This window comes from Pseudooctadecabacter sp. (genome assembly GCF_965657175.1).
Classification (GTDB): Bacteria; Pseudomonadota; Alphaproteobacteria; order Rhodobacterales; family Rhodobacteraceae; genus Octadecabacter.
The window spans coordinates 1-18,447 of sequence record NZ_CBFHNH010000023.1; the positions used below are offsets into that span (position 1 = coordinate 1).

The following is an 18,447-nucleotide window of genomic DNA, read 5'->3' on the forward strand; positions in this document are numbered from 1 at the left end:
GCGATCCTTGGGTTCCCTGTGGGGTTTGTAGGCGCGGCGGAAAGCAAGGCGGAACTTGCCACCGATGCGCGTGGTGTTGAATTTGTCGCCCTGCGCGGGCGCAAAGGCGGCTCGGCCATGGCGTCGGCTGCGGTCAACGCGCTGGCCGCTGGATTGCCGGAGGTCGCACATGGATAACACTGCCCCCTGGCTTCATATCGTGGGCATCGGTGAGGACGGTATGGACGGCCTTACCCCCGCGACCCGCGCAATTGTTGAGGCGGCTGAGGTGATCGTCGGCGGGGACCGTCATCACACACTGTCCGCCAATACGACCGCTGAACGGATCGCCTGGCCTTCACCATTTGATGCCATGATCACCACCCTGACGTCCTTGAAAGGACGTCGCGCCGTTGTGTTGGTGACAGGTGATCCTTTGTGGTTTTCCGTCGGCGCGCGGATCGGTCGTGCGATACCCGCGTCCGAACTGGTCTATCATCCTCAGCTCAGTGCTTTTCAGTTGGCCGCGGCGCGTATGGGCTGGTCTTTGGCAGACGTGGAGACCCTGACCGTTCATGGCCGACCGGTCGAGCAGATGATTGCCTTCATCCAGCCGGATCAGAAATTGATTGTGTTGACGACGGGCGCAGAGACGCCCAGCCAGATTGCGACGTTTTTGGCGGACCGCGGATTTGGGGGCTCGCGCATGACGGTGCTTGCCGCGATGGGCGGCGACCGCGAGGAACGTTTCGAGGGAACGGCCGCCGATTGGTGCCATGAGGTGCCGGCTTTCAACACCCTGTGCATCGATTGCGTTGCAGCCCCCGATGCGGCCTTGCTGCCGCGTGTTCCGGGTTTGGCGGATGAACTGTTCCAGTCCGACGGCACCATGACCAAACGTGAGGTGCGCGCGGCGACGCTTGCGAAACTCATGCCGATGCGCGGTGCGTTGCTTTGGGACATCGGGACCGGCTGCGGCAGTGTCGCCATCGAATGGATGCGCGCCGCCCGCTACGCCCGTGCCATTGGTATTGAACCCCGTGCCGACAGGCGGGCGATGGCCGCCGAAAACGCGTTGGCGCTGGGCACGCCGAAGCTGGATTTGATCGACGGCACGGTCCCGCACGCGCTGACAGGTCTTGAAGCGCCCGACGCGGTTTTCATCGGTGGGGGGCTATCGCTCGAGACGTTTGAGGCGGTTTGGGCTGCCGTGCGTCCCTTGGGGCGCGTGGTCGCCAATGCGGTCACCTTGGAAAGCGAGGCGCAGTTGATTGCGCTGCACAAGACCCATGGCGGCGATCTGGTCCGTCTGCAAACCCATCGCGCCGATCCTGTTGGCAATTTCACAGGCTGGCGTCCGTCCATGCCGGTCACACAGTGGAGCCTGATCAAAAGATGAGGGGCGCGTGTGGCAGATCGGCCCTCCGGGGGGAGTTTTTGGGGCCAGATGAAACAGGGGACCGGTCATGACGGGGACGTTGATTGGTGTGGGGTTGGGCCCGGGTGATCCGGGGTTGATCACATTGAAAGCCGCGCGCGCGATTGAGGGAGCCGGAACCGTTGCTTATCCATCGCTTGCGGGCGGTGACAGCTTTGCGCGGGCGATTGCGGCGGATCTTATTCCTGCTGGCGCACGTGAGATCCGGTTGGACGTTCCTATGACTGTCGCCCGCGAACCTGCGCAGCAGGCCTACGACGCTGGTGCCGCCGAAATCGCGAAGGTCCTGCGCGCTGGGGACGACGTGGTGATGTTGTGCGAGGGGGATCCGTTTTTCTACGGGTCGTTCATGTACATCAACGCGCGCTTGGCACCTGAATTCAAGGTCGAGGTCATCCCGGGTGTCACCTCAGTCACGGCCTGTGCCGCTGTGTCTGGCCGCCCCCTCGTGGCGCGCAATGAGCGTCTGACCGTATTGCCCGGCCCAATGGATGAGGCCGAGTTGCGCGACCGTATTGCAGGGGCGGAGGCTGTGGCGATTATGAAGGTCGGACGGCATTTGAGCAAAATCCGCACGGTGATTGAGGGCCTCGGCCTGACGGCACAAGCGACCTATATCGAACGAGCGACTCTGCCGCAGCAGGTTGTGCTGCCCTTGTCTGAGGCACCTGACACGGCGCCCTATTTTTCCATGATCCTGCTGACGAAAGGGGCCGACCCATGGCTGTAACGCCCGTCATTCTTGCTTTGTCGAAATCTGGTGAGGCCACCGCGCACCGGATTGCAGCCGCCTTGGGCGCGCCGATTCATGGCCGCGAAGGTCGGGTGGACGTTGCTGATGCTTATTTTGCCAATGCCTTGGATCACGCGCGTGATCTTTTTGCGGCTGGAACGCCGATCATCGGGGTCTGTGCCTCTGGCATTTTGATCCGTGGTGTGGCGCCGATGTTGGCCGATAAGACCTCTGAACCGCCGGTGATTTCTGTGTCCGATGATGGGGGCGTGGTGGTACCCTTGCTGGGCGGACATCGGGGTGCCAACCGTCTGGCGCGCCAGATTGCCGAGGCCCTAAAGGGCACCGCCGCCGTGACCACGGCAGGCGACGTGGCGCTGGGGGTGGCACTGGATGAGCCGCCCGTGGGCTACCGTTTGCAAAACCCATCAGACGCCAAATCTGTGATGGCACGGCTGTTGTCGGGCAGCGGCGTCACGTGGGACGGACCTGCGATATTCGACACCGACCTGCCTGCAGGTGACGACGTGACCTTGCACGTCACCACCGCGCCCACGCTCGGGTCTGACACGGCGCTGGTTTACCACCCGCAAACCTACACGCTGGGCCTTGGCTGTGCGCGCAATGCGGACGTTGACGCGATGTGGCAGCACATCGAAAGCGTGCTGGCCGAACATGCCATTGCCCGCGGTGCAATCGCCTGTGTGGCCTCTATTGATCTAAAGGCGGATGAGCCTGCGATCATTGAGGCGGCCAAACGTCTTGGCGTTCCGCTGCGGGTGTTCACAGCCGATGAATTGAAAACCGAGGCCCCCCGTCTGGCCAACCCGTCGGATGTGGTCTTGGCCGAGGTCGGAACGCCCGGCGTGTCGGAAGCCGCAGCATTGGCGGCGGCGGGGGCGGATGCGACGCTCACTATTCCGAAGACGAAAACCGCAACAACCACCTGCGCGCTGGCGCTGGCGCCCCAACCGGTGACGACGTTGAAAGGACGGTCGCGGGGGCGCTTGTCTATCGTTGGGATCGGGCCGGGGCAGGCGTCGTGGCGTACGCCGGAAGTGTCCAAACTTGTCGCGGATGCGGAAGAACTAGTAGGTTACGGGTTGTATATTGATCTGTTGGGGCCGTTGGCCGTAGGCAAGACCCGCAGTGATTTCCCATTGGGCGGGGAAGAGGCCCGCTGCCGTTATGCGCTGGAACAGGCGGGGCAGGGCAAAAACGTGGCACTGGTCTGTTCGGGGGATGCGGGCATCTACGCCATGGGCGCGCTTGTGTTTGAACTTTTGGATCGTGGCCCGGACGAAGAGGGTGTCACGGACGCGGCCCGCAGGGTTGAGGTCGTCTGCTCCCCCGGTGTGTCCGCCGTGCAAGGGGCCGCCGCCCGGGCGGGCGCGCCTTTGGGGCATGACTTCTGCACCATCTCCCTCAGCGACCTTTTGACGCCGAGAGATGACATAATACGTAGGTTGCATGCGGCGGCTGAAGGCGACTTCGTCATCGCCTTCTACAACCCTGTTTCTAAAACCCGCCGCACGCTTTTGGCCGAAGCGCGGGATATCCTGCTGCAACATCGCCCCGTTGACACGCCTGTCATGTTGGCCACCAATCTGGGCCGCCCCACGGAACACGTGCGCTATCGCCGTCTTGCGGATTTGCAGGTGGAGGAGGTCGATATGCTGACGGTCGTGCTCGTCGGGTCGTCCAACACACGACTGGCGCAACTGGGCGAGGGGCCGCGCATGTTCACCCCGCGCGGCTATGCCCGCAAGATTGACGGTGATCTGACCGCCAAACGCAATGATCCCTACCTTCCAGAAGAGGCTTCCTAAATGACCGTCTATTTTATCGGCGCAGGCCCCGGCGATCCGGAGCTTTTGACCCTCAAGGCGGCGCGCCTCATCAAGGCCTGTCCTGTATGTCTATATGCAGGGTCGCTGGTGCCTGAGGATGTCGTGGCGATCGCACCGGAGGGGGCGCTGGTGATGGACACGGCGCCGATGCATCTTGATGAAACCCATGCAGAAATCACCAAAGCCCATGCCAAGGGGCAGGATGTGGCACGGGTTCATTCCGGCGATCCATCACTGTATGGGGCGATCGCCGAACAGATCCGCCGGTTAAAGGCGGACGGCATCCCGTATGAGATTATCCCCGGTGTTCCGGCCTACACCGCAGCGGCCGCAGCGTTGGGGCAGGAATTGACCGTGCCAGAGGTTGCGCAGTCCATCGTGCTGACGCGTATGTCAATGAAATCAACGGGGATGCCTGCTGGTGAAACGTTGGAAAATTTTGGCCGCACCGGCACGACCCTTGCGATCCACCTTGGCATCCGCGCCCTGCGTGAGATTGAGCGTCAACTGGTACCCCATTACGGTGAAGATTGCCCTGTCGCGGTGATCTACCGTGTTGGTTGGCCCGATCAGCTGATCATCCGTGGCACGTTGACCGACATCCGCGAAAAGGTCCGTGCGGCCAAAATCACGCGCACTGCGCTGATCCTGCTGGGGCCTGCTTTGTCGGACGAAAACGGCTTTCCAGACAGTGCTCTTTACGATGCCGCAAAGCCGCATGTTTTGCGGCCAAAAGCCAAAGCCTGACCTGCAGCATTTGACATAATATAAATCAATTCAGAGTTAACTTGACCTTCACCCCTGCTGGTCCACTTATGGACCCATAGGAACGGAGACTGTCATGTTGGAATCGCTGCCCCAATCGATCTGGACCGAAATGCACGCCGCACAGCGCAAGGCTGACCGCCGCCGGTCACGTCTGCGGGTTGAGGCGAATGGAGACAGCTACCGCATTTTGCGCATGACATCCGAAGGATTCGTGGTTGAGGCTGAGACGACGCCACGTCTGCGCGGTCTTGTGGACCTCTACGATGGCAGCCGCTTGCTCAGCCAATGTTTGATCATGGCGGCGTCCCAAGAGGGTGACGAAATGGTCTACGATTTCAAGCGCAACACGTCTGCCGCCGATGGCGCGCCACTGGATTTCGAACGTTCTGACGATGCGCCCATTGCGTTGCTGGGCCGCTAAGCGCCACTCAAGGGTTTCGTGGTGCTGGTTGGCGGCGTAGGGTCGATCCTATGGCCGATATGATCATAGCGACCCACCACCTTCCGATATTCGACAATGTCAAAGTTAAGCGGTTCGAGTTTGAGCCCCTGTCAGAGACCGCACAGGCGGCCCTTGCGCGATTTATGACACTGTCCCCGGCTGACCTTGGCCCCGTTTCGCGGCATGTGTTTGCCTATTTCCAAGACCGTCAGGATCCGGACGATGCGCTGACGATCAAAACACCCGAAGATGTTTGGGCCTATGTCTCCCCCTCTGCCATCTCGGTTGAGCCGGGGGACGTTCATCCAGATCGTTGGTACGTCGCTGTTGAGGCGAACGTCCCATGGGAGGTTGAGCATGGCGTGCACATGGCTTGGGAAAACGGCACCGACATCGTGCGCGTGGGTCCCGTTGATGGGCATATCTCTAACGTTTGGGCCTATGACGACGACAGCCTAGCGGACGTTGTCTATTAGGCCTTGAACCCCGAATTCACGACGCGGCGGATAGGTTAGCCTTTACTGCAAGTCACCGAATGCCTTGGCCAGCCGCGCCACGGCTTCGTCAATCTGCGCGCGCGGGGCGGCGAAGTTGAACCGCAGGAAATCATCCCCGCCGGTGCCGAAGGTCGGGCCGTGGTTGACGGCGATCTTGGCGTCTTGCTGCACCCGCTGGGTGAATTCATCCCGCGACATGCCGGTACCTGAGAAATCAACCCATGCCAGATACGTGGCCTCCAACGGCATCGACGCGAGGCCCGGAATAGCATTCACCCCCGCATCGAAGGCTTTACGGTTGCCATCCAGATAGGCGCGCAGATCATCCACCCATGCAGCGCCTTCGGGGGAATAGGCAGCCTCAGCCATGAACAGCCCGAAGGAGTTGGGCGACAATCCAAGGGCCGCCATCCGTGCGCCGAACTGACGGCGCAGATCGGGGTCTTCGATGATGACATTGCCCGAATGGCTGCCCGCGATGTTGAAGGTCTTGGTGGTGGCCGTCATCATCACTAGCCGGTCTTCGATCCCGTCGATATGGGCCATGGGCGTGTGCCTGTGGCCGGGGAACGTCAGGTCATGATGGATTTCGTCGCTGACCAAAATCAGGTCGTGCCGTTTGGCAAAGGCCGCCACCGCACGCAACTCCCCCTTCGTCCAAACGCGGCCGCCGGGGTTGTGGGGGGAACACAGGATGACCATGCGTTCATTGCCCGTCATCTGCGCGTCATAGGCATCAAAGTCGAATTCATAACGCCCGCCATCATTGGTCAGCTGACATTCAACGACTTCGCGCCCTGCCGCGTTAATGACCTTGGCGAAAGCGTGGTAGACGGGTGTGAACAACACGACCCCATCTCCGGGGGCTGTGAAGGCATCGACGCACATGGCCGTGCCGTTAACCAACCCGTGGGTGGTGAACACCCACTCCGGTTCGATTTTCCAGCCATGGCGCGTGTCCATCCACCATTGGATCGCGGCCAGATATTTGCTGTCATCGCCAAAGTAGCCATAGACGCCGTGGTCATGCATCGCCTTGACCGCGTCTTGCACGCACTGCGGCGGGCGGAATTCCATATCGGCCACCCACATGGCGATCCCGTCGTTGGCATCCACGCCGTAGATCGGCTCCATCATGTCCCATTTCACACAATGGGTGCCGCGCCGGTCGATGGGTGTGTCAAAGCTCATGTGGTGTCTCCTTGTTGTAACCCAAGCTAGCCACCCCGGCGGCAGGTGCAACCCGTGTTGCGTACTCGGCGGGATCGTCCTACATCAGGCGCCATGACACTCCGCACGATCCTTATTCACCCCGACCCGCGCCTGAAGGCCAAGGCCGATCCCGTAGGCTCCATCGATACGGAGATGCGGCGGCTGGCCGATGATATGCTTGAAACCATGTATGACGCGCCGGGCATCGGTCTGGCCGCCCCGCAGGTGGGCATGATGCATCGGATGCTGGTGATGGATTGCGTCAAGGATGAGGGCGAGGCCCCGCGCCCGATGGTCCTGATCAACCCAGAGATCATCGCCGCCTCCGATGAGAGGTCGATCTACGATGAGGGCTGTTTATCGATCCCCGATCAATACGCCGAGGTCGAACGCCCCGCACAAGTGAAGGTCCGCTGGACCGATCTGGACGGCAAAGAGGTGCAAGAGGACTTCGACGGTCTCTGGGCGACCTGCGTGCAGCATGAGATCGACCATCTGGATGGCAAGCTGTTCATCGACTACCTCAAACCTCTCAAACGTCAGATGATCACGCGCAAGATGCAGAAACTGAAGCGGGACATCGCACGTGGCAAAGCGTGAGGTCCGCATGTGGCCGGACCCCGTTTTGACGCAGATCTGCGCCCCCGTGGATGTGAACGCCCCTGACGTGGCGGCCCTGATTGAGGACCTGTTTGACACCATGTACGACGCTAAGGGCCGCGGCCTCGCCGCGCCGCAAATCGGTGTTTTGCAGCGGATGTTCGTGGTCGATGTGACGTGGAAAGAAGGCCCCCCCGAGCCGCGTGTTTTCATCAATCCAGAGGTTGCATCGACCAGCGACGCGGCCTCTGAGATGTCGGAGCAATGCCTGTCGATCCCCGATCTGCCCATGTCTGTTACGCGCCCCGACCACATCCAGCTGCGCTGGAGTACCCGGGCCGGTGATCGCCTTGAGGCGCGGTTCGATGGTATTCTTGCGCGCTGCATCCTGCACGAATTCGATCATTTGAATGGCAAGGTCATATTTGATCACCAGCCTGCCCCCCTACGTGCCGATCTGGAGGCCCGCTATGCCCCATAGACCCTTCGTGCCCTATCCGGCCAAAGTGCTGCGCACCCCCGCCGCCGAAGTCGACGCCATCACAGACGATATCCGCGCCCTGTGGGATGAGATGATTGAGGCCATGGACGCCATGCCTGGCGTTGGCCTTGCGGCACCCCAATTGGGCGTGCCGTTGCGGGTGTGCGTGGTCGACGCATCCGACAAGCGCGGACAGGCCGTGCGCATGGCGAACCCCACGATCCTGCATGCCTCCGTTGAATTGCGCGCCCATGACGAAGCGTCACCAAACCTGCCAGGCGTCTCTGCCGGACTTGAACGACCCCGCGCCGTGACGATCCGCTATCTGAATGAGGCTGGGGTTTACGACAGGCAGGATTTCGTGGGGTTGTGGGCGACGTCGGTGCAGCATCAGATCGATCATTTGAACGGCAAGATGTATTTTGACCGGCTGAGCCGGACAAAACGGGATATGTTGTTGAAAAAGGCACGCAAACTGAACGGGTAGGGCTGTGGCCGACCGACCCTCCGGGGGGAGTTTTTTAGGCCAGATGAAGGGGGACGCGATGCGCATTATCTTTATGGGAACGCCCGAGTTTTCGGTGCCGGTTCTGGATGCACTTGTGGCGGCAGGCCATGACATTTGCGCCGTCTATTGTCAGCCCCCCCGTCCAGCTGGGCGCGGCAAAAAGGAGCGGCCGACGCCCGTCCATCAGCGGGCAGATGCCTTGGGGCTTGAGGTGCGACATCCGGTGTCTTTGAAGGGCGCGGATGAGCAAGCAAAGCTGGCGGCATTGGGCGCGGATATCGCTGTTGTCGTGGCCTATGGGCTGATTTTGCCACAGGCGGTCCTCGATGCGCCCGCGCGGGGGTGTTTGAATATCCACGCATCGCTTTTGCCACGGTGGCGTGGGGCGGCCCCTATTCATCGTGCGATCATGGCCGGAGATGCACAGACCGGCGTTTGCATCATGCAGATGGACGCGGGTCTGGACACAGGTGATGTCTTGCTGCGCCGTGAGATCGCGATTGATGCGGGCGAGACCACAGGCGCGTTGCACGACCGGTTGAGTATTCTTGGCGCGCAAGCCATCGTCGATGCCTTGGCGGATCTGGACGCGCTGAACGCCACGCCGCAGCCGGACGAGGGCGTGACCTATGCTCACAAGATCGACAAGGCAGAGGCGCGGATTGATTGGTCTGCGGATGCCACAACGGTGGCCCGTCTTATCAATGGTCTGTCGCCCTTTCCCGGTGCTTGGACGGACGCAGATGGTGAGCGTTTGAAAATATTGCAAGCACTGCCCGTTGAGGTGGCGTTGCCAGCGGGTCAGACGTCAATCGAAGGCGGTTGGTTGGTCGTGGGATGTGGTGAGGAGGCGGTGGAGATCCTGCAGGCCCAGCGGCCCGGCAAGCGTGCGGCGGCCACGTCGGACCTGTTGAAAGGGTGGACGCCACCCGCAGTGTTTACGTGATGCTACCTGCGGGGTGGGCGACTTTTGTAGACGGGCAGACGCCAACCGAACGCAAGTGACCCCGCGCGCAGCCCGAATGTCACTGTGGCGCAGCCGATCAACGCCAGTCCCAAAGGTTGCCCCAGTGATAACAGTGCCAGCGATGACGCGGCACCTGCCAGCGCGCAGGTCACGTAAAGTTCGCCTTGTTTGAGGACCAGCGGCACCTCATTGCAGACAACGTCGCGCATCAGCCCCCCGAAACAGCCCGTGGCCACCCCCATGATCACAACAACCGGCCAAAGCGCATTCATGCCCAAGGCCGCCGCGACACCGGCGGGAACCGCCACCGCGAGGGCCACGGCATCCAGCCAAAAGATCGCCTTGAGGCGGGATTCCAGAAGGTGGGCGGTGAAGAAGACACAGAACGCAGCCGCTGTTGCGACCATGATGAAAGACGGCTCCGCCACCCAGAACACCCCCCGGTCTAAGATCACGTCACGCACGGTTCCGCCGCCGACCGCCGTCAGGCAGCCCACAAAGACAAAGCCCACCAGATCAAGCTGGGCGCGGCTGGCGACAAGCGCGCCGGTCAGTGCGAAGATAAAGACCGATGCATAGTCTAGGACCGCAAGTGCAGTCACTTTGCAGCCTTAAAGGGGGCCATGCCCGCGCGGGCCAATTCATCGGCCCGTTCGTTTTCGGGGTGGCCTGCGTGGCCTTTGACCCATTCCCACGTCACATCGTGGCGCGCGCGGGCCTCATCCAGGCGTTGCCACAGATCGATGTTCTTGATTTCCCCGCCCTTCTTTTTCCAGCCCTTGGCCTTCCAGCTGTAGATCCACTTGGTGATCCCGTCTTTGACGTAAGAGCTGTCGGTCACGACCGTCAGTGTGCTGGGCCCTGAAAGGGTTTCCAGCGCCGTGATCGCCGCCAACAATTCCATCCGGTTGTTTGTGGTGCGGGCCTCTCCGCCGGACAATTCGCGCTCTTTGACCACAGTGTCGCCGTCGCGGGCGATCAGCAGGGCCCCCCAGCCGCCGGGGCCGGGATTGCCTGAACAGGCACCGTCTGTATAGGCGTACAGATCAGCCATTTTTGCGTGCCATCATCACGACCCAAGGGTCATTGGTGCCAGCCAGCCCGACCTCATGTCCTTCGTCGGTGGCAGTAACGGTCAGGCCTGCATCGGCCAAAAGCCCCGCCAATTCATCGCGCTGCACGTAACTATACCGCCGGTCTAGCCCGTCACGGGCCATGCCGTCCCCGACTTTCATGCCGATGTGGAAAATACCGTTCGGCTTAAGGGCCGTAGCGAGTGCGGCAAGGTACGTAGGCAGCCTGTCTTTAAGGGCATGCAGCAGGGAGAAATTCGCCCAGACGCCGTCATAGACCATGACATCGGTCACATCGTCAAAGGTGCCCAGCCGCGCGTTGACACCGTTCACCTCAGCCGCGACGCGCACCATTTCGCGCGAGGCATCCAAAGCATCCACATCGAAACCTGCCTCCATCATGAAGCGAGATGCGTTGGCGGGGCCGCAGCCCAAATCCAACACACGGCCCCCGTCCGCGACAGCATCCATAAACCGGTTCAGGTGTTTGCCCGGTGTGCCGCCGCTGTTGAAATGCGTGGCGTAGTCCTGCGCCTTGGCGTTGTAGACGGCGATCGTTTTGTCATCCGCGCTCATAGGACCACCGGCAGCAGGCTTAGCACAACACCCGCCGTCAGGATGGTGCGCAGGGTCATCCACCAACGGGGTGCCAGCCCCCATGTCCAGAATGCGTAATCAAGAACCAGCAAGGCCACAAAGCCCGCGATCAAATTCATGCCCGCCGACACCGGCCCCCCGCCGATCATGAAGAACGCCCAAAGCGCGGGCAGCACAGACAGGGCGTACCCCGTGGCGGCCTGACCGCCGTCTGCCTTAGTAGCAAAGCCCCACAACACGCCGGACATGAAAGACAGGATCACAGTTCCATAGGCCAAGCCCACGTAAGGCCCGATGAACCGTGGGCCGGCCAGACCCATGGTCAATTCCGCAGCCCCTTGGCTGTAGATGGTGATGGCGCCCCAGATAAAGGGCAGCAGGCCTGCCAGCCCGAGGATCAGGGCAGATTTGGGGATTTCGTTTACGCGGTCCAAGATCAAAGCTCCTTCACCTCTGCCAGTAATTTGGCGATCCGTTTGACGCGGGTCTCTGCCCGCTTGGCTGACGTCACCTGATACAACATCCCGCGTTGTTTGCCAGCGGTCAGGCCGCCCCATGTGTCGGTCAATCCGGCTGAGCGCAAGGCGTTGATCACATCGCTTGGCACCTCCACTGCATCGTCGGGTGCGGCGCGCAGGCGGACCTCAATCCTTTCGCCCGGCTCAATACCGATGTCACGCAGGACGGACTTGCCCGCATAAAGAAAGACATCGTCGATGACCGGCGCTTTGGTCAGGGCCATGTTGATGGGGTGGTCGTTGATTTCACCCTCAACCCGGCGTGTCGGGCCGAGTGCCTCAACGATTTCTGGGGGAATGCGCAGCACAGTGTAGGTGGCGTTGCCCCACTCCATCGGCTCAACCGCGCCTTCGAATGTGATGTAGTCGGTCACGGGCCTGTCAGGCCGGTTCACGCAGCACGCGCGGGACTTTGAATTCGACGTTCTCAACGGCGGTTTCCACGACCTCAACGGTCACATCATAGCGGGCCTTGAAGGCGTCGATGATCTCATTGATGAGCACCTCAGGGGCGGAAGCGCCTGCGGTGATGCCAAGCGATGAAATCCCTTCAAGCGCGCGCCAGTCGATGTCTGTGTCGCGCATGACCAGTTGGGAATAATCGCAGCCCGCACGTCGTGCGACCTCAACCAACCGTTGGGAATTGGACGAATTGGGCGCGCCCACGACCAGCATCGCGTCGCATTTCGGTGCGGCGGCCTTCACCGCCTCTTGGCGGTTGGTGGTGGCGTAGCAGATGTCTTCTTTGTGCGGGCCAACAATCGCGGGGAACCGCGCGTTCAGGGCGGCCACGATGTCTGCTGTGTCATCAACGGACAGGGTCGTTTGCGTCACAAAGGCCAGTTTATTGGGGTCGCGCACATCGACTGTGGCCACGTCATCCACCGTTTCTACCAGCAACACGTCGCCGTCGGGCAACTGCCCCATGGTTCCAACGGTTTCGGGGTGGCCTGCGTGGCCGATCATGATCATCTGCAAACCGTTGTCGGCGTGGCGCTGGGCCTCAATGTGGACCTTGCTGACCAGCGGGCAGGTGGCATCTACATAGACCATGTCCCGTTCAGCGGCCTTGGCAGGCACCGCCTTTGGCACGCCATGGGCCGAGAAAATAACGGGCCGGTCATCGGGACATTCATCGAGTTCTTCGACAAACACCGCACCCTTGTCGCGCAGATCATCGACCACGTATTTGTTGTGGACAATTTCATGGCGGACGTAGACAGGCGCGCCCCATTTTTCCAACGCCATCTCCACGATTTTGATGGCGCGATCCACACCGGCACAAAACCCGCGTGGGGCCGCAACGTAAAGGGAAAGGGGTGGCTTGGTCATGGTGCAAAACTCCGGTTTCGCCTAACTTATGCGCGCGCGCAGGCGGCGTCCAGCGGCCAGCGGTGGGGCGAACGTGAAAAGGGCGCCCCGCAGGACGCCCGATTGCTTTATTCTTCTTCGTCGGCGGTGGCCGCTTCGGCATCTGGGCGCGGCTCACGTGGGGGGCGGCCGATGACGTCGCGCAACTCATCCAATTCGATAAAGTTATCGCACTGGCGGCGCAGTTCATCTGCGATCATTGGCGGTTGGCTGCGAATGGTCGAAACCACAGACACCCGAACGCCTTGGCGCTGCAGGCTTTCGATCAAGGGGCGGAAATCACCGTCGCCGCTGAAGATCACGATGTGATCCACATGCGGCGCATGTTCCATGGCGTCGACCGCCAGTTCGATATCCATATTGCCCTTGATCTTGCGACGTCCCATGGAGTCCACGAATTCTTTCGCAGGTTTCGTGACCATGGTGAAGCCGTTGTAATTCAACCAATCGACCAATGGCCGGATGGGTGAATATTCGTCGTTTTCCAACAACGCAGTGTAGTAGAACGCGCGCAGCAATTTGCCACGTCGCATGAATTCCTGCCTGAGGAGCTTGTAATCGATGTCAAACCCGAGGGCTTTACCGGCCGCGTATAAATTCGACCCATCGATGAACAGCGCCAGGCGTTCATCCCGATAAAACATATGAATTTGTCCTTTCAAAATCGGCCCCGACCAGAGAAATGTGTGTGAGTGGTTCGCCGGTCGGACCTGCGCAAAAATAGGGAAAACCGGAAATGCTTCAAGGGGAAGAAAGCCGCAACGGCGACATGACGCTGGTCGCGCTTGGCAGCAATGCACCTTCGATTGTGGGTGACCCAAGGGCAACCGTTTTGGCCGCCTTGGCTGAAATTCAGCGCCATATTGGACCGGTCAAAAGCAGTCAGTTGTATCAAAACCCTGCTTTTCCTGCGGGTGCTGGGCCGGATTTCGTCAACGCCGCATGCGCGGTTCAGACCGAACGAGGTGCGGCGGATGTGTTGTCCATTCTCCATAGGGTTGAGGCGGATTTTGGCCGAATGCGGATGCAGCGGTGGGGGCAACGCACCTTGGATCTGGATTTGATTGCACAAGGTGGCCAGATTGCCCCCAATGCGAAAGTCTGGCAGCACTGGGCTCAACTGCCTCCGGACGAGCAGGCGCAGATCGCCCCTGATCAGCTGATCCTGCCCCATCCGCGCCTGCAGGACCGGTCATTTGTCCTCGTGCCGTTGGCGGATGTGGCACCTGAGTGGACCCATCCGGTCACAGGGCTGACGGTCACCCAGATGCGTGACGCGCGTCCCGGTGATGAGATCGCCAGCGTTCGCGCCATGTAACGCCGCGCAACCCTCAGGAATCGGGTTGTAATCTAGCTGTCAAGCCTTTATGAGCGCGGTTCTGATACCCTCGACGATTGATTGATTGGAGTGCCCCATGGCCCGCGTGACCGTTGAAGACTGCGTAGACAAGGTTCCAAACCGTTTTGAACTGGTGATGCTTGCGGCCCACCGCGCCCGCGAAATCTCGTCCGGTGGTGCGCTGACCGTCAACCGCGACAACGACAAGAACCCCGTCGTTGCCCTGCGTGAAATCGCCGACGAAACCCAGACAGCCGATGATCTCCGCGAACGCATGATCGAAGCGAACCAGACCCAGATCGAAGTGGATGAACCCGAAGAGGATTCCATGGCGCTGTTGATGGGTGGTGGTTCTGCCGAGGCGGACAAGCCTGCAGACGACGACATGAGCGAAGAGAAACTCCTCCGCGCGCTGATGGAAGCCCAAGGGCAGAAGTAAAAGGATGGCGACACCGGCATGACAGCTGATGATCTGATCGCGCTGGTTCGCACCTACAATCCTAAAACGAATACAAAAATGCTCGCCGATGCGTTTGTCTTCGGCGAGGAGATGCACGACGGACAGTTCCGTCATTCAGGTGAACCTTATTTCACCCACCCCATTGCCGTCGCCGGTATTCTGGCCGAACAGCAGATGGATGATGCCACGCTGATCACGGCGCTTTTGCACGACACGATTGAAGACACGAAAGCGTCCTTTTCAGACGTGGAAAAGCGGTTCAGCCGTGAAATCGCTGAACTTGTGGATGGTGTCACCAAGCTGACCAACCTTCAGCTGTCGTCGTCTGAAACCAAACAGGCCGAAAATTTCCGCAAGCTTTTCATGGCCACGTCACGTGATTTGCGTGTGACTTTGGTTAAATTGGCGGACCGTCTGCACAATATGCGTACGATCAAATCCATGCGCCCGGAAAAGCAGGCCCAAAAGGCGCGGGAAACGATGGACATCTACGCGCCGCTTGCAGGCCGCATGGGTATGCAGTGGATGCGCGAAGAGCTTGAGGACCTCGCCTTTCGTGTCCTCAACCCCGAGGGCCGCAATTCTATCATCCGTCGTTTCATCACGTTGCAGCGTGAAACCGGCGACGTGGTCGAAAAGATCACCGTCGATATGGAACATGAGCTGGATAAGGCAGGCATCGCCTGTGATATCTACGGGCGCGCCAAAAAGCCCTATTCGATCTGGCGCAAGATGCAGGAAAAACAGCAGGGTTTCAGCCGCCTTAGCGACATCTACGGGTTCCGCATCATCACCCAATCCGAAGCGGATTGTTATGCCGCCCTTGGTGCCATTCACCAACGATGGTTCGCCGTTCCGGGCCGGTTCAAAGACTATATCAGCCAGCCGAAATCCAACGGCTACCGCAGCCTGCACACCACGGTGTCGGGGCGCGATGGCAAACGGGTTGAGGTTCAGATTCGCACGGTTGAAATGCACGAAGTCGCTGAGGCCGGGGTCGCCGCCCACTGGTCCTACCGCGACGGTATCCGCACCGAGAACCGCTTTGCCGTTGATCCCGCGCGCTGGATTGCCCAGCTGACCGACCGCATCGATGCGGATGACGACGACAATACCTTCCTCGATATGGTCAAGCTTGAGATGTATCAGGACCAGGTGTTCTGTTTCACGCCCAAGGGGGACGTGATCAAATTGCCACGCGGGGCGACGCCTATCGATTTCGCCTATGCGATCCACACGCGAATTGGCCATGCCTGCGTGGGTGCCAAGGTCGACGGGTTGCGTGTGCCGCTGTGGACGCGGCTGAAAAACGGCCAATCGATTGAGGTCATCACCGCCGAAGGCCAGACGCCGCAGGCCACATGGATCGACATCGCGGTCACGGGCCGGGCCAAAACCGCCATTCGGCGCGCGTTGCGCGAAGAAGACCGCGAACGGTTCATCCGGCTGGGGCGCGAATTGGTCCGCGCGGCTTTTGAAAACGTGGGCAAGAAAGCGACCGACAAGGCGTTGCGGACCGCTGGAAAATCGCTGGGGCTGGGCAACATCAACGATATGTTGGAACGGGTCGGCGCGGCCGAAATTACGTCGCGCGATGTGGTGTCCGCGATCTATCCTGATCTTGTGAAAACCGTCGGTGCCGAAATTGAGGCACGTCGCGCCGTCATCGGTCTTGATGCTGACCAAACCCACCGTCGTGCCCAATGTTGCCAGCCCATTCCGGGTGAACGGATTGTGGGCATCACCTATCGTGGCCAAGGCGTTGTGGTGCACGCGATTGATTGCGATGTGCTGGCCGATCTTGAAGACCAGACAGAACGTTGGATTGACCTGCACTGGCAGGAGGGCACCCATTCCGCGTCCAACACGATTACCTTGGACATGACCATTACCAACGACGCGGGCGTCCTAGGGCGCATCTGCACCTTGATCGGTGAGAACGACGCCAATATCTCTGATCTGCATTTCATTGATCGCAAACCAGATTACTACAGATTGCTGATCGAGGTTGACCTGCGCGATGTGGAGCATATGCACATCGTCATGACGGCGCTCGAAGCTGACAGTAATGTTGCCACAATTGAACGTCACCGTGACCCCGACCGGGCCGGACAGGTTCAACGACGCAGCTAACGCCCAAAGGGCAGGGACACGAAGACGTGGTTTTCAGACGCAGAGACAGACGCCCCCTCTGGCGGGCCGGGCTCGAAATGCTCTGGCCGCGTGGGGGTTGGGGCCGTGCCGCGCAATACGTAAAACACCGCGTGCGGCGCCTGCCTGATACCCCTGAAAAAATCGCACGTGGCATTTGGGCGGGCGTGTTTGCGTCCTTTACACCCTTCTATGGTCTGCACTTTTTTATCGCCGCAGGCATGGCCAAAATTATGCGCGGCAACATCCTGGCCTCGCTGATGGCCACTTTTTTCGGAAATCCACTGACATACCTGCCGATCGCATGGTCGGCGCTGGCGACGGGTCACTGGTTGCTCGGAACATGGATGGACCGCGAATTGCTGGGCACTGAACGGGGTGGGGATTGCCGGATCGGATGCCAGTTCGGCAATGCGTTTGAGGACCTTTGGCAGAACTTTGTAGCGATTTTCACGCACGACCGGATGGATTGGCGCGGCTTGTCGAATTTCTACGAAGGCGTGTTTTACCCCTATATGATCGGTGGGATTATCCCCGGCATCGTCACAGCGAGTCTGTGCTACTACCTGTCCGTACCTGTCATCCGCGCCTACCAGAACCACCGCCGAAAAATCCTGCGCGAAAAATTGGCGCAGCTTAAGAATCCGGCTGACGTGCAGAAATAGCGTGCTAAGTTCAGTCCAGAAGGAGGGCTGACTTATGTCCAATTTGCGTCTTGGGGTGAATATTGATCACGTGGCCACTGTCCGCAACGCGCGGGGCGGGGATACGCCTGATCCGGTCCGTGCTGCCAAATTGGCGGAACAGGCCGGCGCCGACGGCATCACTGCACACCTGCGTGAAGACCGCCGCCACATCGGGGACGCAGACATTGATGCCTTGATGGATGCCCTGACGGTGCCGTTGAATTTTGAAATGGCCGCCACGCCCGAGATGCAACAAATTGCCCTGCGTCATAAGCCCCATGCCGTTTGCATCGTTCCCGAAAAACGCGAGGAACGCACCACCGAAGGCGGGCTTGAGGTCGCGCGTGAGGAAAATGCGCTGGCCCACTATATCGCCCCCCTGCGTGAGGCCGGGTGCCGTGTGTCTATTTTCATCGCCGCCGACCGCCGTCAGATCGACGCCGCCAGCCGCATTGGTGCACAGGTGATTGAATTGCACACAGGTGCCTACTGCGATGCCCACGCGGAGGGCGATTTCGCGACCCGCGATGCGGAACTTGAAAAGATGCGCCAGATGTCGTCTTACGCCCATACGCTCGGGCTTGAGGTTCATGCAGGTCACGGGCTGACCTACGCCACCGTCAAACCCGTCGCCGCCTTTCCCGAGGTGATGGAGCTGAACATCGGCCACTTCCTGATCGGTGAAGCGATTTTTCGCGGTCTGCCCGATGCGATTGGCGAAATGCGCCGTCTGATGGATGAGGCGCGGCCTTAACCTCGCCCTCAGCGGCGCGCGCC

At 60.3% G+C, this 18,447-nt stretch carries 24 protein-coding genes; 16 read left to right on the forward strand and 8 right to left on the reverse strand.

Annotated features, from left to right (window positions below; translation table 11 throughout):
• The 7 genes from ACTG36_RS14780 to ACTG36_RS14810 form a co-directional block, all read left to right on the forward strand.
• Nucleotides 1–177: precorrin-8X methylmutase (locus tag ACTG36_RS14780; protein WP_439142800.1), on the forward strand; the 177-nt coding region annotated here is incomplete at its 5' end.
• Nucleotides 170–1,378, forward strand: coding sequence for a precorrin-6y C5,15-methyltransferase (decarboxylating) subunit CbiE (gene cbiE, locus ACTG36_RS14785; RefSeq protein WP_375279279.1), 1,209 nt, complete (start codon nucleotides 170–172; stop codon nucleotides 1,376–1,378). The genes ACTG36_RS14780 and cbiE, both read left to right, overlap by 8 nt.
• 67 nt (nucleotides 1,379–1,445) lie before the next feature.
• Complete coding sequence (gene cobI / locus ACTG36_RS14790) at nucleotides 1,446–2,147, forward strand: precorrin-2 C(20)-methyltransferase (protein WP_375279278.1); 702 nt, start codon at nucleotides 1,446–1,448, stop codon at nucleotides 2,145–2,147.
• Complete coding sequence (cobJ, locus tag ACTG36_RS14795) at nucleotides 2,138–3,979, forward strand: precorrin-3B C(17)-methyltransferase (protein WP_375279277.1); 1,842 nt, start codon at nucleotides 2,138–2,140, stop codon at nucleotides 3,977–3,979. Before cobI ends, cobJ begins: the two co-directional genes overlap by 10 nt.
• Nucleotides 3,980–4,747 (forward strand): precorrin-4 C(11)-methyltransferase, encoded by a 768-nt coding sequence (cobM, locus tag ACTG36_RS14800; RefSeq protein WP_375279276.1) that lies wholly within the window; start codon nucleotides 3,980–3,982, stop codon nucleotides 4,745–4,747.
• A gap of 94 nt (nucleotides 4,748–4,841) precedes the next feature.
• Entirely contained in the window at nucleotides 4,842–5,189 is a 348-nt protein-coding gene (locus ACTG36_RS14805) for a hypothetical protein (RefSeq protein WP_375279275.1), read from the forward strand.
• Between the two features lie 50 nt (nucleotides 5,190–5,239).
• The gene (locus tag ACTG36_RS14810) at nucleotides 5,240–5,686 is read left to right on the forward strand and encodes a DUF6985 domain-containing protein (RefSeq protein ID WP_375279274.1); all 447 of its coding nucleotides are present in this window, start codon (nucleotides 5,240–5,242) and stop codon (nucleotides 5,684–5,686) included.
• A 42-nt stretch (nucleotides 5,687–5,728) separates the two neighbouring features.
• On the opposite strand, the gene ACTG36_RS14815 is transcribed toward ACTG36_RS14810, so the two are convergent.
• Entirely contained in the window at nucleotides 5,729–6,898 is a 1,170-nt protein-coding gene (locus ACTG36_RS14815; protein ID WP_375279273.1) for a MalY/PatB family protein, read from the reverse strand.
• A 93-nt stretch (nucleotides 6,899–6,991) separates the two neighbouring features.
• Here ACTG36_RS14815 and def (ACTG36_RS14820) point away from each other — a divergent pair, with 93 nt between their 5' ends.
• The 4 genes from def (ACTG36_RS14820) to fmt are packed head-to-tail and all read left to right on the forward strand — an operon-like array spanning nucleotide 6,992 to nucleotide 9,454.
• Entirely contained in the window at nucleotides 6,992–7,519 is a 528-nt protein-coding gene (def, locus tag ACTG36_RS14820; protein ID WP_375279272.1) for a peptide deformylase, read from the forward strand.
• Nucleotides 7,506–8,000 (forward strand): peptide deformylase, encoded by a 495-nt coding sequence (gene def / locus ACTG36_RS14825; RefSeq protein WP_375279271.1) that lies wholly within the window; start codon nucleotides 7,506–7,508, stop codon nucleotides 7,998–8,000. The genes def (ACTG36_RS14820) and def (ACTG36_RS14825) overlap by 14 nt, the downstream gene beginning before the upstream one ends.
• Complete coding sequence (gene def / locus ACTG36_RS14830) at nucleotides 7,990–8,487, forward strand: peptide deformylase (RefSeq protein WP_375279270.1); 498 nt, start codon at nucleotides 7,990–7,992, stop codon at nucleotides 8,485–8,487. The genes def (ACTG36_RS14825) and def (ACTG36_RS14830) overlap by 11 nt, the downstream gene beginning before the upstream one ends.
• A gap of 58 nt (nucleotides 8,488–8,545) precedes the next feature.
• Nucleotides 8,546–9,454, forward strand: a complete 909-nt coding sequence (gene fmt / locus ACTG36_RS14835; RefSeq protein WP_375279269.1) for a methionyl-tRNA formyltransferase — start codon at nucleotides 8,546–8,548, stop codon at nucleotides 9,452–9,454.
• Between the two features lie 2 nt (nucleotides 9,455–9,456).
• Here fmt and ACTG36_RS14840 read toward each other — a convergent pair whose 3' ends face one another.
• From ACTG36_RS14840 to ACTG36_RS14870, 7 genes are all read right to left on the reverse strand, one after another.
• Nucleotides 9,457–10,077: a trimeric intracellular cation channel family protein gene (locus tag ACTG36_RS14840; protein ID WP_375279268.1), complete on the reverse strand. Its 621-nt coding sequence runs from the start codon at nucleotides 10,075–10,077 to the stop codon at nucleotides 9,457–9,459.
• On the reverse strand, nucleotides 10,074–10,529 hold the full coding sequence (gene rnhA / locus ACTG36_RS14845; protein WP_375279267.1) for a ribonuclease HI: 456 nt from the start codon (nucleotides 10,527–10,529) through the stop codon (nucleotides 10,074–10,076). Before rnhA ends, ACTG36_RS14840 begins: the two co-directional genes overlap by 4 nt.
• Nucleotides 10,522–11,124: a class I SAM-dependent DNA methyltransferase gene (locus ACTG36_RS14850; RefSeq protein ID WP_375279266.1), complete on the reverse strand. Its 603-nt coding sequence runs from the start codon at nucleotides 11,122–11,124 to the stop codon at nucleotides 10,522–10,524. Before ACTG36_RS14850 ends, rnhA begins: the two co-directional genes overlap by 8 nt.
• Nucleotides 11,121–11,582: a DUF3429 domain-containing protein gene (locus ACTG36_RS14855; RefSeq protein WP_375279672.1), complete on the reverse strand. Its 462-nt coding sequence runs from the start codon at nucleotides 11,580–11,582 to the stop codon at nucleotides 11,121–11,123. Before ACTG36_RS14855 ends, ACTG36_RS14850 begins: the two co-directional genes overlap by 4 nt.
• Complete coding sequence (locus ACTG36_RS14860; RefSeq protein WP_375279265.1) at nucleotides 11,582–12,037, reverse strand: YdeI/OmpD-associated family protein; 456 nt, start codon at nucleotides 12,035–12,037, stop codon at nucleotides 11,582–11,584. The genes ACTG36_RS14855 and ACTG36_RS14860 overlap by 1 nt, the downstream gene beginning before the upstream one ends.
• A gap of 7 nt (nucleotides 12,038–12,044) precedes the next feature.
• Complete coding sequence (ispH, locus tag ACTG36_RS14865; RefSeq protein WP_375279264.1) at nucleotides 12,045–12,995, reverse strand: 4-hydroxy-3-methylbut-2-enyl diphosphate reductase; 951 nt, start codon at nucleotides 12,993–12,995, stop codon at nucleotides 12,045–12,047.
• Nucleotides 12,996–13,102: 107 nt separating this feature from the next.
• On the reverse strand, nucleotides 13,103–13,678 hold the full coding sequence (locus ACTG36_RS14870) for a LabA-like NYN domain-containing protein (protein WP_375279263.1): 576 nt from the start codon (nucleotides 13,676–13,678) through the stop codon (nucleotides 13,103–13,105).
• Nucleotides 13,679–13,770: 92 nt separating this feature from the next.
• On the opposite strand from ACTG36_RS14870, the gene folK reads away from it, so the two are divergent.
• The 5 genes from folK (at nucleotide 13,771) to ACTG36_RS14895 (ending at nucleotide 18,424) form a co-directional block, all read left to right on the forward strand.
• Nucleotides 13,771–14,352, forward strand: a complete 582-nt coding sequence (gene folK, locus ACTG36_RS14875) for a 2-amino-4-hydroxy-6-hydroxymethyldihydropteridine diphosphokinase (RefSeq protein WP_375279262.1) — start codon at nucleotides 13,771–13,773, stop codon at nucleotides 14,350–14,352.
• 97 nt (nucleotides 14,353–14,449) lie between these two features.
• Entirely contained in the window at nucleotides 14,450–14,812 is a 363-nt protein-coding gene (gene rpoZ, locus ACTG36_RS14880; RefSeq protein ID WP_296417936.1) for a DNA-directed RNA polymerase subunit omega, read from the forward strand.
• An 18-nt stretch (nucleotides 14,813–14,830) separates the two neighbouring features.
• The gene (locus ACTG36_RS14885; protein WP_375279261.1) at nucleotides 14,831–16,966 is read left to right on the forward strand and encodes a RelA/SpoT family protein; all 2,136 of its coding nucleotides are present in this window, start codon (nucleotides 14,831–14,833) and stop codon (nucleotides 16,964–16,966) included.
• Nucleotides 16,967–16,992: 26 nt separating this feature from the next.
• Complete coding sequence (locus ACTG36_RS14890) at nucleotides 16,993–17,649, forward strand: DUF2062 domain-containing protein (protein ID WP_439142778.1); 657 nt, start codon at nucleotides 16,993–16,995, stop codon at nucleotides 17,647–17,649.
• 34 nt (nucleotides 17,650–17,683) lie between these two features.
• Nucleotides 17,684–18,424: a pyridoxine 5'-phosphate synthase gene (locus ACTG36_RS14895; protein ID WP_375279259.1), complete on the forward strand. Its 741-nt coding sequence runs from the start codon at nucleotides 17,684–17,686 to the stop codon at nucleotides 18,422–18,424.
• Nucleotides 18,425–18,447: the final 23 nt, after the last annotated feature.

Coding starts and splice junctions, on each gene's coding strand:
- ACTG36_RS14815 (WP_375279273.1), bottom strand. CDS start 6,898: ATGAGCTTTGACACACCCATCGACCGGCGCGGCACCCATTGTGTGAAA.
- ispH (WP_375279264.1), bottom strand. CDS start 12,995: ATGACCAAGCCACCCCTTTCCCTTTACGTTGCGGCCCCACGCGGGTTT.
- fmt (WP_375279269.1), top strand. CDS start 8,546: ATGCGCATTATCTTTATGGGAACGCCCGAGTTTTCGGTGCCGGTTCTG.
- cobI (WP_375279278.1), top strand. CDS start 1,446: ATGACGGGGACGTTGATTGGTGTGGGGTTGGGCCCGGGTGATCCGGGG.
- ACTG36_RS14805 (WP_375279275.1), top strand. CDS start 4,842: ATGTTGGAATCGCTGCCCCAATCGATCTGGACCGAAATGCACGCCGCA.
- rpoZ (WP_296417936.1), top strand. CDS start 14,450: ATGGCCCGCGTGACCGTTGAAGACTGCGTAGACAAGGTTCCAAACCGT.
- ACTG36_RS14850 (WP_375279266.1), bottom strand. CDS start 11,124: ATGAGCGCGGATGACAAAACGATCGCCGTCTACAACGCCAAGGCGCAG.
- cobM (WP_375279276.1), top strand. CDS start 3,980: ATGACCGTCTATTTTATCGGCGCAGGCCCCGGCGATCCGGAGCTTTTG.
- ACTG36_RS14895 (WP_375279259.1), top strand. CDS start 17,684: ATGTCCAATTTGCGTCTTGGGGTGAATATTGATCACGTGGCCACTGTC.
- cbiE (WP_375279279.1), top strand. CDS start 170: ATGGATAACACTGCCCCCTGGCTTCATATCGTGGGCATCGGTGAGGAC.
- ACTG36_RS14870 (WP_375279263.1), bottom strand. CDS start 13,678: ATGTTTTATCGGGATGAACGCCTGGCGCTGTTCATCGATGGGTCGAAT.
- folK (WP_375279262.1), top strand. CDS start 13,771: ATGCTTCAAGGGGAAGAAAGCCGCAACGGCGACATGACGCTGGTCGCG.
- def (WP_375279270.1), top strand. CDS start 7,990: ATGCCCCATAGACCCTTCGTGCCCTATCCGGCCAAAGTGCTGCGCACC.
- cobJ (WP_375279277.1), top strand. CDS start 2,138: ATGGCTGTAACGCCCGTCATTCTTGCTTTGTCGAAATCTGGTGAGGCC.
- ACTG36_RS14885 (WP_375279261.1), top strand. CDS start 14,831: ATGACAGCTGATGATCTGATCGCGCTGGTTCGCACCTACAATCCTAAA.
- def (WP_375279272.1), top strand. CDS start 6,992: ATGACACTCCGCACGATCCTTATTCACCCCGACCCGCGCCTGAAGGCC.
- rnhA (WP_375279267.1), bottom strand. CDS start 10,529: ATGGCTGATCTGTACGCCTATACAGACGGTGCCTGTTCAGGCAATCCC.
- ACTG36_RS14810 (WP_375279274.1), top strand. CDS start 5,240: ATGGCCGATATGATCATAGCGACCCACCACCTTCCGATATTCGACAAT.